Annotated in this window: 9 protein-coding genes; all 9 read left to right on the top strand. The window is 46.6% G+C overall.

All coding sequences use genetic code 11. The features are described from left to right. Positions 1 to 205 precede the first annotated feature (205 nt). The 9 genes from HGH91_RS07285 (at position 206) to HGH91_RS07245 (ending at position 16,531) form a co-directional block, all read left to right on the top strand. On the top strand, positions 206 to 811 hold the full coding sequence (locus HGH91_RS07285; protein WP_168737759.1) for an RNA polymerase sigma factor: 606 nt from the start codon (positions 206 to 208) through the stop codon (positions 809 to 811). 101 nt (positions 812 to 912) lie between these two features. After that, on the top strand, positions 913 to 2,094 hold the full coding sequence (locus HGH91_RS07280) for a FecR family protein (RefSeq protein ID WP_168737758.1): 1,182 nt from the start codon (positions 913 to 915) through the stop codon (positions 2,092 to 2,094). A 181-nt stretch (positions 2,095 to 2,275) separates the two neighbouring features. Then, positions 2,276 to 5,908: a SusC/RagA family TonB-linked outer membrane protein gene (locus HGH91_RS07275; protein ID WP_168737757.1), complete on the top strand. Its 3,633-nt coding sequence runs from the start codon at positions 2,276 to 2,278 to the stop codon at positions 5,906 to 5,908. A 24-nt stretch (positions 5,909 to 5,932) separates the two neighbouring features. Next, a complete protein-coding gene (locus HGH91_RS07270) occupies positions 5,933 to 7,408 on the top strand; it encodes a RagB/SusD family nutrient uptake outer membrane protein (protein ID WP_168737756.1) in 1,476 nt (491 codons plus the stop codon). Between the two features lie 27 nt (positions 7,409 to 7,435). Next, entirely contained in the window at positions 7,436 to 8,365 is a 930-nt protein-coding gene (locus HGH91_RS07265) for an ABC transporter ATP-binding protein (protein ID WP_168737755.1), read from the top strand. A gap of 18 nt (positions 8,366 to 8,383) precedes the next feature. Beyond that, positions 8,384 to 10,702 (top strand): Gldg family protein, encoded by a 2,319-nt coding sequence (locus tag HGH91_RS07260; protein WP_168737754.1) that lies wholly within the window; start codon positions 8,384 to 8,386, stop codon positions 10,700 to 10,702. 257 nt (positions 10,703 to 10,959) lie between these two features. After that, positions 10,960 to 11,553, top strand: coding sequence for an RNA polymerase sigma factor (locus HGH91_RS07255; protein WP_168737753.1), 594 nt, complete (start codon positions 10,960 to 10,962; stop codon positions 11,551 to 11,553). A gap of 62 nt (positions 11,554 to 11,615) precedes the next feature. Beyond that, the gene (locus HGH91_RS07250) at positions 11,616 to 12,809 is read left to right on the top strand and encodes a FecR family protein (RefSeq protein WP_168737752.1); all 1,194 of its coding nucleotides are present in this window, start codon (positions 11,616 to 11,618) and stop codon (positions 12,807 to 12,809) included. A gap of 146 nt (positions 12,810 to 12,955) precedes the next feature. After that, a complete protein-coding gene (locus HGH91_RS07245; RefSeq protein WP_168737751.1) occupies positions 12,956 to 16,531 on the top strand; it encodes a TonB-dependent receptor in 3,576 nt (1,191 codons plus the stop codon). Positions 16,532 to 16,537: the final 6 nt, after the last annotated feature.

Raw genomic sequence — 16,537 nt, 5'->3', positions numbered from 1 at the left:
TTTTGCAGTATGATTTCAAGTCTCCTGCCAGGTAATATATTTGGTGGCTGATATTTAGCCTGTTTTCTAGCCTCCTTTAGAGTAAATGGGAGCGTCAGGCGCATGGCTCATTTGCACATCCGGCTTTTCATTATAGAAAATGTGGCATTTGTTCTCCCTTCAAATTTTTTACTCATTTTTACACCATTGAAAGTCGTCAACAGGATTGTCAACCAACTATATAAATAATGAGAAGGAGCTCGTTCTGCAGATAGCATCTGGGAGTGAGCGGGCATTTGGTGAATTTTTCTCCTACTATTATCCCCAACTATTTTCGTTGGTCCGCCGATTCTCCCTTAATGATGAAGATGTACGAGAAGCACTGCAGGAAACCTTTCTGCAGGTATGGCTGCAACGCGACATGTTGGCGGAAGTCCAGAATATGAGAGGCTGGCTGTTACGTATTGCAACGCGGCAATGTAGAGCTGTGCTGCGTAAAAACCTGGTGATCCAGCGCAGCGAGCATAAAATATACGAGGATGCATTAATGGATGCTCAGCCAATGACAGAAGCAGTTCCTACCAGTGTAGCTGAAATATCTAAGCTGGTCCGGGACGCCGTTATGCAGATGCCAGACCAGCGTCGGCGCATTTATCAGTTGAGTCGGGAAGAGGGGCTAAAACCCTCAGAAATTGCCACACATTTATCGCTGTCAGTCAGCACGGTGAAAAATACATTGGTAACAGCTTTGAAGCAGATCCGTGATCACCTGGCGCGGGCAGGTTATCCGTTACCCTGGCTGCTCATTTGCTGGATGTTTCTTTATGCATAGCTGCATCTCATACCATCCCGGTTTACAGACGGAAAAAATATTTTTGAAAAGATTAGTACGTTTGCTTTCCCCACGCCACTTTAATTATTGAATACTAAATTATGGATGTATCCCGTCTTAGCTATTTACTGGAACAATATAAGTCCGGCCAACTCTCCGCTTCGGAAGAGGGGGAACTGTTCAGCTTTGCCGGCGAAGGAAATGAGCACAACTGGGAGGATTTGTTGAATCCATGGATGAATGAAGAGGCAGGCTATGCTGAAAATCTGAGCTCCGAATTTATTGCGGGGGAGCTGGCATTGATACTGTCTGCCGACAGGCAATCAGTTGGTATCGTACGCGAAATGGCGCCTGCTACGCAACGTACCCGTTTTATACGTCGGTGGGGATGGGCAGCAGCCATATTCGTTGGGATGTTGGCTATGGGCACCTATTACTTGATGGATCACAGAGATAAGCCTGTAGGGCATACACTTGCGAAGCTTTCCGATATTCAGCCCGGTTCCTCCAAAGCAGTATTGACGCTTGCTGATGGATCAACAATAACGCTGGACAGCGCTGGTAACCAGGTGATACGGCAGGGAGTGGCGGCAGTACACCAGCTCAATGGTAGTTTGCAATATGAAGCAAATGGAACGGAAACAGGTATTAGTTATAATCGATTGAGCACGCCAAGGCAGGGGCAGTTCCAGCTGGTACTGGCAGATGGTACAAAAGTTTGGTTGAATGCCGCCAGTTCGATCCGCTATCCAACCGCATTTACCGGAAAAGAAAGAAGCGTGGATGTAACGGGTGAAGCATATTTTGAAGTGGCCGCCAACGCAAGTCAGCCCTTTATAGTAAGGGTAAACAACACTGCAATACAGGTGCTCGGCACTTCCTTTAACGTAAATGCATATCCGGATGAAAAGCAACTTAGTGCTACATTGATATCGGGGGTAATAAGCGTACAAACGCAACGGGAAAATACATTACTGGCGCCAGGCAAAACGGCGTCAATCATGCCAGACGGAAGTGCCACTATATCCACTGCTAATATTAAGACAGTGATGGCCTGGAAAAATGGCCTGTTCCGGTTTGAAAATGCTGATATTAAAACAGTGATGCGCCAATTGGCACGCTGGTATAATATAGCCGTGGAATTCCGGGGTGCTGTGCCTCAAACCACTTTCAGCGGAGAAATAGAAAGATCGCTCACGCTCTCGCAGGTGCTGCTGGGGCTGGGTTCCAGTGAGTTACATTATACTTTAGAGAATGGAAATAAGCTTATCATACAACCATAATAAGTGCTATAAACAAACCAAAATCTAAAAGCAGGGGAATTTCCTGATACAAGTTTTGTGGACAAAATGAAGAAACCGGGTGCCAGCGATTGGCGTCCTGCCGGCGGCTTTTTGCCACGTTTAACTTGAACAGCCTTGCCCGCTGCTTATTTATTAAACTCAAATTCGCAAAAGTATGCAAATGAAGGGTTACACTATCCCTATTTTCCCGCATCTGCGGCAAAAGAAGCGTGAAAAAATCAAGAACCAACTATTCGTTAAAGTCAGCACAACGCTACTACTGGCTTTATTACTACTTGTCGGCGTCGCAGCGCAGGCGCAGCAAGTCAGCTATTCCGGAAAAGCATTGCCTGCAAAATTGTTCTCCGACATTTCAGCGCAGACGGGTTACAAGTTTTTTTATTCCAACGAAGCATTGGCTGGAATAGGCCCCATTTCGGTACAGCTGAAGGAGGTGCCCCTGGAAAAGGCATTGGGAGTGATGCTGGAAGGGTTACCCCTTGAATTTGTCATCCAGGGTAAAACGGTTTTTATCAGGAAGAAGGCGGAGAAGAAGCATACTCTTGCTCCTGACCCGGCCGAGGTGCAACAGGATGTACCACGTGTTCATGGCCTGGTAACTGATGAGCAGGGAAACGCATTGCCTGGTATAACCATCATGACAAAGCGCGACCATCGTGCAGTACCAACAAATGAAAACGGATATTTTGTATATCCTGCTGAGAAGGGTGATACACTTATATTCAGGAGTATCAACTATCAAATATTGCTGCTTCCCGCGAAATTTGGTGAACAGATGAAAGTGATACTGAAACAGCAGGTATCCCAACTGTCGGCTGTATCGGTGTACAATACCGGCTATCAGCAGCTGAGCAAAGAAAGGGCTACCGGCTCGTTTGCCAAGCCGGATATGGATATAGTAAAGCGCCGTGTAGGTGCCCGGGATGTAACCGATGTGATTGGCCGGCTGGATGGACAGGTAGCGGGGCTCACTGTTAAGTCGGGCCTTAATAATATGGGGTCCAGGTCAAATGCTAATGGCGTAGTGACGAGAAGAAGCCTGATACGCGGTAATAGTAGTGTGTTGCTCGACGGGGAACCACTATATGTTATTAATGGATTGGTGTCTACGGATTTCAGTGCGGTGAACCCGGATGATATTGAAGATATCACCATACTCAAGGATGCAGCGGCAGCTGCTATCTATGGAGCACGTGCCGCAAATGGAGTGGTAGTTGTGACAACACGCCAGGGTAAAAAGAATCAGCGCATGAATATAGACTATGCTGGCTCTGTTACCGTTCAAAGCAGACCGGAGTGGGCACATGATCCAATGCTCAACAGCCAGCAGTATATTCAGGTTGCCCGCCAGTTATTCGATCCGGTACGCTATCCATGGGCCAGTGTTTCCACAGGTTATGTAGCTCCCCATGATGTTATTCTTTATAATAAGTATCGTGGACTGATTTCCGAGGAACAAGCCAATAAGAGCCTCGATAGCCTGGCCAGTATTGATGGCAGGTCACAGATGGCCAATCTTTTTTATCAGCCCGCCATCACTCATAGCCATACGCTTTCTGTTTCCGGAGGCAACAACATTTATTCCTACTACCTGTCTTTAGGTTATGCAAATATGCAGGGCATTCATACCGGCGAGCAGGATAATACCTATAAACTCAATCTGACGCAACAATTCAACCCCGGCAAAAGAGTGAGCATTACACTGAACACGTCGCTGAACGATGCAGTGTACACCAGTGACGGTATCATGAGTATTGGCAGTGATGTGCTACCATATCAGCAACTGCGGGATGCAAATGGCCGAAGCATTAACATGCCTTATATGACCGGCTATGGCGATTCCCTGCGTCAGGATTACCAGACGCGCAGCCGTATTAATCTCGATTATTATCCACTGGATGAACTCAACTATCAGCATAATAAACGCACCAACCTCACGATGAATGTAAACGGAAGGGTGGGGGTACAATTGTGGAAAGGGCTGCGTTTTGAAGGCGTTTATGGCTATCAGAAAACTCCTGGTACCTACGATATTTATAGCGATAATAAAAGCCTCAATATGCGCAAAACGATGTTGAGCCTGACGGTGGCGCCTACCGCTGCATCCACACCTGTTTACTACCTGCCATTGACGGGTGGGTATTACAATGCCATCAATAACGATCAGCATAACTGGATGGTGCGTAATCAGCTGGTGTATACTGCTCAGCCAAGGGGAGGGAAGGATGCACTCACCCTGCAGGCAGGCCTGGAGGCGCAGGAGCAGTATAGCTATAATACCGGTCTTAGTATATATGGTTATAATCGGTCATTGGGTACATACCCTGTGCTGGACTATCTCACCATGTCTAAAGGAATACAGGGTACTATAACAGGCACAGGTTATCTGAATGGTAGCATCTTCCAGATTGCCAAAACAGTATCAAGGTTCAATTCCTACTTCGCTTTGGGTAGCTACTCTTTTAATCAGAAATACAGTCTCGACATGAGCTGGAGGCAAGACCAGAGCAGCCTTTTCGGTAGTGACGTATCGTCTCAGAACAAACCGGTGTGGAGCATAGGTGGCAAGTGGAGAATGGATAAAGAGCCATTCCTGTCGGGTGTAAAATGGGTAGATGCGCTGGCGCTGAGAAGCACCTACGGTATCCTGGGGAATTCTCCTTACGTAGGGGCGGCAACGCTATATGATGTGCTGTATCCCAATGCACAGGTACAAAGCGGTGGCATCGCCGGCGATGGCCTGGATGTAAATCGTCCGGCAAACAGAAAGCTTTCCTGGGAAAGTGTTAAAACCGTCAATGTAGGAATTGACTTTGCGCTGTTCAATAATCGTATCAATGGTAGCATTGAAGGATATCATAAAACAACCGTTGACCTCCTGAGTTATCTTCCAGCAAATCCATTTACCGGATTTAGTCAGATCACTGGTAACCTGGGAAAGGCCGTTAATAAGGGGATTGAAATCACACTCGGTTCTGAGAACATCAGGACCAAAAATTTCAGATGGACCACCCGCTGGGTATTCAGTTACAACAAAAATGAACTGGTATCCTGGGGCGTGAAATCGCAACAGACCAAGGCGGTGTATACCAGAATTGGCGCCTCCTACGTGGCCGGCTATACCATTAGCCCATTGTTCGCCTATCGCTATGCGGGACTCGACAGCCTGGGTGACCCTCAGATAAAATTGGCAAATGGGAAGGTCACAAAAAATCCCTACATCGCAACTGCCGACGACGTGGTTTATATGGGTGTTACGCAGCCTAAATTCAATGGAGGTCTTACCAATACTTTCAGCTATAAAGGTTTTTCTCTGTCGGCCAATCTCATTTATAACCTGGGCCATGTGATGCGCAGGAATGTAAGTTTCAAAAGCTCTGGCCGACTCTCTGACCGCGCTTATTTCGGTGGCAATCTCCGGACAAATTTTCTTGACCGCTGGCAGAAACCTGGTGATGAAGCATTTACCAATGTGCCTTCCTATGTACCCAGCGTAGCAGTGGATTATACCAGGAGAAACATGGATTATTATAACTATGCCGACATTAACGTAGTTAGCGCATCTTACATCAAACTCCGTGATATTTCCCTGACGTATGACCTTCAACCGGATTTGCTTAAACATTTGAATCTGCAACGCGCCAGCGTATTTATACAGGCCAGCAACTTCATGGTATGGAAGGCGAATCATTACGGTATTGATCCGGAATACAATGCCGACCCAAGTGTCGGGACCTATTTTTACCCAACGTCTAAACACAGTTATGGCCTGGGATTAAGGGTTACGCTATAATTCAATCATAAACCACCTAGCATAATGAATAAATTATTATATCGCCTGATCTTTATAATTACTCCACTGACTTTTACGGCTTGCAGTAAAAGTTTCCTGGAGGTGGTGCCACTGGGCTCTCAGGTGGCATCTGCTACAGCTGATTATGACAAACTGATGAATAGCCCGTATTTGTATATGGCACGCGGCGGGGGAGGCTGGCAGGAAGAGGTATTGATGGGAGATGACCTGGCTGCAGAAGATGGCCTGTTTAGTACCGTTTCGCAGCATATGACGCGGCTTTTCCAGTGGCAGGATATCGTTTATTATCCGAATGATGCGTACCAGCGACCGCCATTGCTACTTCAGAGTCTTAGCAGCAATCAGTATCAGCTGAATAAAATTATCAATGAGGTGATGAATTCCACGGATGGAACGGATGCGCAAAAAAGAAGTATTCGTGCGGAGGCCAGGGCTACCCGCGCCTGGTGCAATTTTCAACTCATCAACATTTACGCAAAACCATACCTGGCTGCTACCGCTGCCTCCGATCCGGGTTTTCCCATCATCACACAGGCGGATGTATCAGCCACTGTTTTTAAGAGAGGTACTGTACAGGAAATGTACGACTTCATCATCAAAGATTTCACGGAATCTATACCTGATCTGCCTGTAAATCCTGCTATTCGTACCCGTATGTCCAAAGCCGCAGCAGAAGGCTTATTAGGTAAAGTCTATTTGTTTATGGGGCGTTATAGTGATGCCCTGCCATTGCTGAATGCAGCCTTCAATGATTTGGGAACCGGCGGCGCGAAATTGTACGATTATAACCAGACGTTGGGAACCGGCGGCGCTTTCCTGCCTATCAACAGAAACACTGGTCCTGCCAATGGACCTGGTAATAATTTTACTGACCTCACGGAATCCGTGCTCTTCAAAGTATACTATAACGGTGGCTATAATGGCAACATGTATGGGAATAACGGGCTGGTGCTGACGCCACAAACAGCAGCGCTCTTTGATACCTCCGACCTCCGTTTGCAGCTGTACACCAACAAAAACCCTGATGGATCACTTAATGCCGGAGGGCGCCTGAGAAAGTATGGCATTCAATACTCGAGGTATGGTCTGGAGTTATCGGAATTATACCTGCTGCGTGCAGAATGTAAAGCGAGGCTCAACGATCTGACAGGCGCTGTAGCGGATGTGGAGATATTGCGTGTTCACCGTATGCCGACTGCGGATGCACCGGTACCCGCCGCTGTGGCAGGTGATCGCGTAGCACTGGTCAAATTCATTATCGAAGAACGTATCCGGGAATTTGCGATGGAAGGTTACCGCTGGTTCGATATGCGTCGTCTTTCTGTAGACCCACTTTTTTCCGGAATAACATTTACGCATACACTGTATAATAAGGATGGCAGCACCGTGGCATATACCCTTCGCCAGCCGGACCGCCTGGTGATGCAGCTGCCGTATAATTTCCTGCAGTACAATCAGGACATGCCCAATAACCCATAAGTAACAGTATCAATAGCAAAAAATAAAATGAACAGCATCGTAAAAATTGAGCATCTCTCTCATAAGTATTCCACCACCTGGGCGATCCGTGATATCAACATGGAGTTCAATCAAACGGGTATAGTAGGACTGTTGGGCTCCAACGGCGCGGGGAAGTCCACCACCATGAATATCCTTTGTGGAACGCTGAACCAAACGGAAGGCCAGGTATATATCAATGGATTCAGCATGAGGGAGCAGCCGCAACTGGCCAAAAAGGAAGTGGGCTTCCTGCCGCAACAGGCGCCGCTGCACCTTGAACTGACGGTAGACGAGTACCTGACGTACTGTGCCAACCTGCGGCAAATGCCGAAGGACAAAGTGCGGAGTGCTGTGGAGGCCGTGAAGGAACGTTGCAGTATTGCCCATTTCAGTAAACGGCTGTTACGCAATCTCTCCGGTGGTTACCGGCAGCGCGTGGGTATTGCCCAGGCTATCATCCATAGCCCGCGCCTGGTGGTGCTCGATGAACCAACAAATGGACTTGATCCTAATCAGATCATCGAGGTAAGGGCGCTGATCAAAGAAATAGCGAAGGATTGCCTGGTGATCTTTTCTTCACATATCCTCACAGAGGTACAGTTGCTTTGTAAAGATATCAGGATGATTGAGAGCGGAAGGATTGTTTTTGCAGACACTATGGACGCTTTTAATAATTACGTAGAGCCACGCAGCGTGGTGATGCACCTGGAAAATCCGCCGGCGGAGGCTGCGTTCCTGCAGCTGGCAGGTGTTACAGGAGTGGAGTTTCTTACAGAAAAGCAGATGAGGATACATTTCAATACCGACCAGGGAATTGCAGAAAGGCTGACCACAGCAGCAGTCCATAACGGCTGGCGCCTGCGTGAGATCACCTTCGATAAAACGGCTTTGGATACCATCTTCAAACAATTGTCCATTAAATCATTTCAATCTTAATTTTCCCTCCAGTAATAAATGAAAACGACTTTCAAAATTGCAAAGACCGAACTGCGTACGCTGTTCTATTCGCCGATAGTCTGGTTCCTGATGATCGCGTTCCTGGTGCAGTGTGGACTGACCTATACGGGACTTTTGCAGAACCACCTCGGTTACCAGGAATCCGGTGGCCCGTCTATGGAGTATCTGAAGGACCTTACCCGGAAAATATTTCTGGACCGGTATACCTTGTTTGATACCGTTATGGAGAAGCTTTATCTCTATATTCCACTACTGACCATGGGGCTTATCAGCCGGGAAACCAGCAGTGGTACTATTCGCCTGCTGTATTCTTCACCGGTAAAGGTCTGGCATATTGTACTGGGTAAGTATGTGGCCATGCTGATATATAGTCTGTTGATGGTAGCCATTGTTGGTATTTTTATGGTGATAGGCGCCTCCAATATTCAATCAGTGGACGTTGGGTTACTGTTGTCTGCCACATTGGGCTTTTACCTGTTGCTTTGCACTTATGCGGCCATTGGTCTCTTTATGTCCTGCCTCACCACTTACCAGGTGGTGGCAGCCGTTTGTACTTTTGTTGCAATTGCTGCACTGAGTTATGTTGGTTCCCTTTGGCAGGATATTGATTTTGTCAGAGACCTGACCTATTTCCTCTCGCTGGCAGGGCGTACCCGCAATATGCTGGGTGGACTGATCTCTTCTACCGATATTATCTATTTCGTTCTGGTGATCGGTATGTTCCTATCCTTCAGTTATATTAAACTGAAAAGCGGGATGGAATCACGGCCTGTGATGGTAAAAGCAATGCGGTATGTGGTTGTATTTGCATTGGTACTGGTGCTGGGATATGTGAGTTCACGTCCCGCTCTTACGGCTTACCACGATACAACGGCTTTACAATCCAATACGCTTACACCTGATCTGCAGCGTCTCACCAAAGGATTTGACGAAGGTCCGCTGGAAATTACGGTATACAGCAACCTGTTAAACAGATTTGCCTTTTTGGGCGATCCCCATTATCGGAATAATTATATCCGCGGATGGGAGCAATATTTAAGATTCAAACCTGATATTAACTTTCACTTTGTAAATTATTATGACAGTACATTTGATGATAGCAAGGGAGATCTCAGCTATTACAAAGGTAAAAGTCTGGACGAGATAGCTTTACAGAAGGTAAAGGCACAAAATCTGGATATAAAGCAATTCAAAACGCCGCAAGAGATAAAGAAGATAATTGACCTGAAGCCGGAGCTCAACCGCTTTGTTGTACAACTGAAGTATAAAGGTAAATCCGCGTTTCTCCGCATTTTCAATGACATGATGATGATGCCTGGGGAATCAGAAATAGGCGCAGCCTTTAAACGTTTGCAGCAGGATAAAATGCCGAAAATAGCCTACCTGAGCGGAGAATTCGAACGCAATATCTATAACTCGGGAGAACGGGATTATAAGAAGCTGAACAAGAATCCAATATTCAGACGTGCACTTATCAACCAGGGATTCGATGTAGACTCCATTTGCCTGCAAACCTCCGATATTCCGGCGGATATCACCACCCTGGTAATAGCTGATCCAAGAGAGCCTTTCAATGAAGCGGTATTAGCAAAACTCAGGCAGTATATCGACAGGGGAGGAAACCTGCTGATTGCAGGTGAACCAGGAAAGCAGGCCATGCTCAATCCCTTACTGCAAAGCCTGGGTGTACGGCTGATGGATGGTATCATTGCACAACCGAGTAAGGAACTGGCGCCAGACCTGGCACTGCCATATGCCACGGTTACTGCTGCTGCTCTTGCCAAGGTGATGGCAAATGCTGCTGACGACAGTTTGCGTATATCTATGCCTGGTGCCGTTGGACTTGACGCCGACAGCAACAGTGCCTTTACGGTAAAGCCGCTATTGGTATCTGATGCCAGCCAGAGCTGGATTAAAAAAGGTATACTGACATCCGACTCCGGCAGAATCTTATTTTCTGTGGCTGCCGGCGATGAACGGAGGTCAGTGCCGCTGGCACTGAGTCTTACCAGGAAAGTAAATGGTAAAGAACAGCGCATTATCGTTGCCGGAGATGCAGACTTCCTTTCCAATAATGAATTGTCGGCGGTGCGTACCGATCTGAAAACATCCAATTTCCTTTTCAGTACATCGCTTTTCAGCTGGCTAAACTATGGCGAATTCCCGCTGGATATTACACGTTTAGAAGGCAAGGACAACAAAGTTCTTATCACACAAAAAGGACTGGAAATACAGAAGATATTTTTGTTATGGGTATTACCGGGAATGCTGCTGGCGCTTGGAGCTGGAATACTGATCAGGCGTAAAAGAAGGTAAGGAGTCATATTGGAGACGGCCAACGAAAGAGTTGCTTCTCCGTATAACGGTAAATCCCCATGCGGCAACTGGCTGCATGGGGATTTATTATTTGGTTGGTACAGGCTAACACTTAAGTGGTATTGGCTTGTACGTTAAACAGCCTGATTAGATATATCATTACAATTCTATGAATTGTATTAAATTGCGATTATACTTATGTAAGTATCAGCACTCATTTTATTAGTCATTACACATTGTAGAAATCAGGAAAAGTGATGGATCGCGAACTTCTGGAACAGGTGGCGGGGGGGGATGAACAGGCTTTCCAGGTTTTGTTTAGTACATACCGGGAGAGATTATATCATTATATATTGGGGATTGTAAAGTCAGCCCAGGTTGCAGAAGAATTAGTCATGGACGTGTTCTTAAAGATCTGGATTGGGAGGGATGTTGTGCCCCAGATTGAAAATATGGACGCATTCTTGTTCAGGGTGGCATGTAACAAGTCGATTGATTTTCTCCGAAAGGCATCCACCAGCCGTGTATTGACAGACATTACATGGGATAATATACAAATTGCCGAGAGTAGTGACCCCGAAAGTCGTTTAATCCACCAGGAGTACGACCAAAAATTGAGGGAAGCCATAGATTTGCTTCCGCCTAAACGTCGTGAAGTATATCGTTTGAGCCGGGAGGAAGGCCTTAGTCATGCTGAAATTGCCGAAAAGTTAGGAATAGCCCCAAGTACAATAGCAAATCAAATTGTTGATGCTCAGCGTTTTATCAAATCTTATCTGTTCAGTCATCTGAAGATTACTATCATATTGGCCCTACTTGCACTGGAATTAAAAAAAGTTAACAACGGGTAGTAGTAGTTGATGTTGTTTACGTCTTCTTATTGGAAGACTTGAATTTCCGTAATACTATCGTTATGCATTCCAATAGCGGGATAAACAGCCAATTAAATGAGCTGGTGGAGAAATATACCAGCAATACCTGCTCGCGGGAAGAGCTGGAGCAGTTGCTGCTGCTGGTTAGAGAAGCTAATACTGATCAACCGCTGGAAGAAGCACTACAATTATATTGGGAAAAAGTAAAAGCCGAAAACAAGCAGGCGGGTATTGATTGGGATGCCAAGATGCGGTTGCTGCTGGAAGAGGTTAACGCACAAACGCCTATGGTTCATATCAACCGCAAATTTAACTGGAAACGGATAGCGGTGGCGGCATCTCTCATTATGTTGCTAGGCCTGGGCTACTGGGCACTGCGACCTAAACAGGCGCCTGTCAAGGGGGCATTAGCCACAAAAGATATAGTAGCTCCTATTAAAAACAGGGCGATGATCACTTTATCGAATGGAGAAAAGGTAGAACTGGATGAACAGCAGGATGGTACTGTTATCCACCAGGGTAATACAACAGTAGTGAAAACAGCAGGGGGGAAGGTTATTTATGCTGCGGCAGGATCTGGAACTGCTACATCGGGTCTGTATAATACCCTTTCCAACCCAAGAGGCAGTAAAGTGGTGGAAATAACGCTTTCAGATGGATCGATGGCCTGGTTAAATGCCGGATCGTCCATTACCTATCCGGTGGCCTTTAGCGGCGGGGAAAGAAGAGTACAGTTATCCGGTGAGGCCTATTTCGAAGTAGTGCACGATACAAGAATGCCATTTAAAGTAAGTAAGAATAATATGGAGGTAACGGTATTAGGCACACACTTTAATGTAAACGCCTATGACGATGAATCGGCCATAAGGGTAACCTTGCTGGAAGGTGCTGTAAGAACGGCATTGAATAATAAGCAGGCGGTTGTCTTGAAACCAGGGCAGCAGGCACAGGTAATAAATGACATCAAAGTACTGAAAGACGTGGATGTACAAAAAGTAGTGGCATGGAAACAGGAGATGTTCAGTTTCCATGAAACAAATATTAAGGAGGTGATGCGCCAGGTGGCACGTTGGTATGATGTAGATGTCGAATTCAGGGGAGATGTGTCGCAGGTCAATTTTGGCGGATCAATCTCCAGGAAGGCAAGTTTATCGGAACTATTAAAGATACTGGAAGAAACGAACCTGGTAAAGTTTGAGTTGACTGGAAGAAAATTGACGGTAATACCCAGGTAGCCAACCTTATTGAGAGTATATAATAATAAAAACAGTGGCGAATAAAAAGCCGGAAGTGCTGTCACACTCCCGGCGGAAGATGAGCTTCTAATAAAACAAATCGTGTGAAGGACTGCTTAATTTTTCAGCTCTAACAAAACAAAGGTATGCTATTTATTCCATGCTGGCGCATTGCACAGCGATCAACCAAAACTTGCCTGCCAGCGAGACAGGCACTCCGTGTGATGAAGTTGACGACTATTTTAATGCTTACTACACTGCTCCTGGCAGCAGCGACCGGGCGATCACAGGTAGTTAGCCTCTCGGTTAAGAACCTGCCGTTTGAGAAAGCATTGGCGGAAATTCAGAAACAAACCGGCTATGAATTCATATACAGTTCGCAGTTGATGAAGACAGCCCGGCCTTTAGACATGAATGTAAAAAATGCCGGAATTGATGAGGTCCTCCGGCTTTGTTTTCGTAACCAGCCCTTCCAATATTCGATTATTGGGAAAACCATTATCATAAAACCAAATACCAACCAGCCGGGTGAAAAGCCGGGGGGCAATAATATGTTGAATGAGCCCCCCCCGGCTCCACCCATTACCGTCACCGGTAAGGTGTTGGATGAGGATGGGAATCCACTGGTAGGAGCCTCCGTTGCCCTCAAAGGACAAACCCAGGGAACGGTAACTGATCAATTAGGGAATTTCTCCATTAATATACCTGCTAATTCAGCGGGTATTTTGGTCATTAGTTTCGTGGGGTATGAACCCCAGGAGTACAGAACAACGAAGTCGGAAACAATTTCCGTTACGTTGGTGAAGAAAATAGAAAACGGGAAGGAAGTTGTAGTGGTGGGCTACGGTACCCAAAAGAGAGATCATCTCACATCTGCCGTGTCTACTATTACTGCAAAGGATGTAGAGAATATGCCCTACACCAACATTTATGAAATATTAAATGGCAGAATTCCCGGCTTCGATATTACCCAGGATTATTCTCCCGGTGGGAGGAACAGTAATATGCTGATTCGGGGGAAAAATACGGGTCTTGATATATTATCCACAGCTTCCGATGTTGGTCAGGCCACGAACCCCTCCAGTAATAATTTTGGATTTGGCAACGCGCAGCCGCTTATACTGATTGATGGCTTTGAAGGAGATATCAACCTGGTAAATCCGCAGGATATTGAGTCCGTTACAGTGCTGAAAGACGCTTCTGCTGCCATCTATGGTATCCGTGCTGCCAATGGGGTAGTGCTTGTGACCACCAAGAAGGGTCAAACAGGCGCTGTAAGAGTAAATTATGATTATTACGCAGGCCTTACTTTTTTTACCCGCAGGCCCAGCTACCTTCCTTCCTGGCAGCAGGCCACACTGGTAAATGAAGCCATCGGCAACGAGCAGGCGCCAGGCGGCGGCGGTGGAGGTTTTCCCGGCGGTGGTTTTAACATCGGTGGCGGCGGCGCAGCCCTTACTCCTTACACCGCTGATCAGATTCAAAAATTTAAAGATGGTTCCGACCCGGTAAATTACCCAAATACCAATTGGGAAAACCAGATTTTGCGCATTCCGGCTGTACAGCAGCGGCATAACCTCAGTGTATCCGGAGGGGACAAAAAATCCAAATATTCCTTGTCACTGGAATACCTGCAACAGAATGGAAATATCCCTGGAAATAAAAACGAACGATACAGCTCCAGGTTTAACCTTAACACCAAATTCAGCAAGCAACTGGCATTGACTGGTGGATTGAGTTTTGCATATAGTCCATTGTCTGGGCCCGTAATGAGTCCTGGCTTTTCACAAGGAACCCCTGATGGAAACGTCTTGGGAATTCTTGCTAGCTTCTCACCGACGATTCCTTTGAAATGGGCAAATGGGGCGTACAGCAACAATGGAGTAGTGATCAATCCCCAGGCATACCTGGAATCTCCATCAGGTTACAAGACAAGCAATGCAAATACCACCGGTAACCTGGGTTTAACATGGACTCCATTGAAGGGATTGTCAGTAAAACCTTCACTCGGCTTCAACTATACAACAGGCGCGCTGAAAACGTTCCTGAGTGAAATGGAAGTTTACGTGAATGGGCCGGCTGGGGCACCGCTGGTGGAATCGCCTTTTCTTTCTAATTATGTGGGTAAGCTGGATGAAACCACAAGCAGGTCTTATAGTCTTACTTACCAGGTGGTGGCTGACTATAGCAAAATTTTTGGCAACCATGAAATAGGAATTATGGCAGGAGCCATGCGCGGTTATGCCTATTCCGACTACCTGATGGTTCACAAAGAAGGGTTTCTTAACTCCGCCATACAAACACCAGGTGTAGCTACCGGCCAGGGAAACCAACCGCCTGTTGGCAGTGAACTCGAAGCGGTACAGCAATCTGTTTTTGGACGCCTGCGCTATAATTACAACGATCTGTTCATCCTGGAGTCCACACTCAGAACGGATGGAACCACCGCTTTTGCGCCAGAGAATCGCTATAAGCTGTTCCCTTCAGTTTCTGGCGGCTGGATTATTTCCGGCCATGATTTCTATAAAAATGCAGAACGGTTAAATAAAACACTGAACTTCCTGAAGCTCCGGGCATCCTGGGGTATACTGGGAAATAGTTCCGTGGGATATTATACCTATCTCCGCCAGCTGCTTGTTTCCAGCTACTCCTTCAATAACCAGGTACAAACGGCAGTAGGGCCCTTGAATGGTTTTAATCCGGATGTGAAATGGGAGGAGACGAATGTAGTGAACTTAGGCCTGGATGCCCGCCTGTTTAATGACAAACTCAGTGTTACACTGGATGCATATCATAAGCAAACCAACGGACTAATGCTCTATCAGAGTGTACCAGCCAACTATGGGTTGACCAGCCCATTTGGAAATGCCGGAAGCATGTATAATAAGGGGGTAGAATTTGATGTCAAATACAGCGGTAAGACAGGCGCCGTTAACTGGAGTGTGTCCGCAAATGGTTCCTACAACATAAATAAGATCGAAGAATACCGGGTGAAGCAGCGCTCAACAGACCTGGCGGTAGCCAGCGACAGAGTGGAAGGTGAGAATCTGTATGCCATCTGGGGCCTGGTGTCGGACGGAATTTACCAGAATCAACAGGAAGTAACTGGTTCTCCGGTGCTGAATTCGAAGGTAGGGCCAGGCGATATCCGGTATAAGGACCTGAGCGGGCCGGATGGTAAACCTGACGGAAAGATTGACGGGTACGATAGGGTGAAAATCGGACAGGCGGTAGCCCCATTCAGATATGGCGTGGCATTGGAAGGACAGTGGAAAAATTTTGGCCTGCGCCTGTTATTCCGTGGTGAACAAGGCAGGGATGTGCTGATGGGACCTGCACTCGGACAAATAGCAAATGCAAATAATAAAGTTGTGTCAGATTACTGGGAACGATGGACACCGGATCATCCGTCCGGCAAGTTCCCACGCGCCTGGAATAATTTTACGCAAAATAACCCTAACGCCACCATTTCAGACTTCTGGCTGAAGAAAGCTAATTATGTGAAACTGGCCAATCTCACTTTTTCATATAATCTGCCTGCATCTGCCTGCAGGGTTGTCAGGATGAGTTCCGTGCGTATGTACTATAGTGGGAATAACCTTTTCGTTATTGCCCCTGGTTTCTGGCATTGGCTGGATCCGGAAACAACTTCAGGGATTGCAGGTGTAGTCGCATATCCAAGTACCACATTGCATAGTTTAGGTATCACCATTGGCTTCTAGTGATGC

This window comes from Chitinophaga eiseniae (assembly GCF_012641265.1).
GTDB classification, from domain to species: Bacteria; Bacteroidota; Bacteroidia; order Chitinophagales; family Chitinophagaceae; genus Chitinophaga; species Chitinophaga eiseniae_A.
The sequence above is the reverse complement of the archived record's forward strand: the minus strand, read 5'-3'. Positions and strand labels throughout refer to the sequence as shown.

Bases quoted from the DNA above. Each gene is read 5' to 3' on its own strand.
- HGH91_RS07280 (WP_168737758.1), top strand. From the start codon at position 913: ATGGATGTATCCCGTCTTAGCTATTTACTGGAACAATATAAGTCCGGC.
- HGH91_RS07275 (WP_168737757.1), top strand. From the start codon at position 2,276: ATGAAGGGTTACACTATCCCTATTTTCCCGCATCTGCGGCAAAAGAAG.
- HGH91_RS07270 (WP_168737756.1), top strand. From the start codon at position 5,933: ATGAATAAATTATTATATCGCCTGATCTTTATAATTACTCCACTGACT.
- HGH91_RS07265 (WP_168737755.1), top strand. From the start codon at position 7,436: ATGAACAGCATCGTAAAAATTGAGCATCTCTCTCATAAGTATTCCACC.
- HGH91_RS07260 (WP_168737754.1), top strand. From the start codon at position 8,384: ATGAAAACGACTTTCAAAATTGCAAAGACCGAACTGCGTACGCTGTTC.
- HGH91_RS07255 (WP_168737753.1), top strand. From the start codon at position 10,960: ATGGATCGCGAACTTCTGGAACAGGTGGCGGGGGGGGATGAACAGGCT.
- HGH91_RS07250 (WP_168737752.1), top strand. From the start codon at position 11,616: ATGCATTCCAATAGCGGGATAAACAGCCAATTAAATGAGCTGGTGGAG.
- HGH91_RS07245 (WP_168737751.1), top strand. From the start codon at position 12,956: ATGCTATTTATTCCATGCTGGCGCATTGCACAGCGATCAACCAAAACT.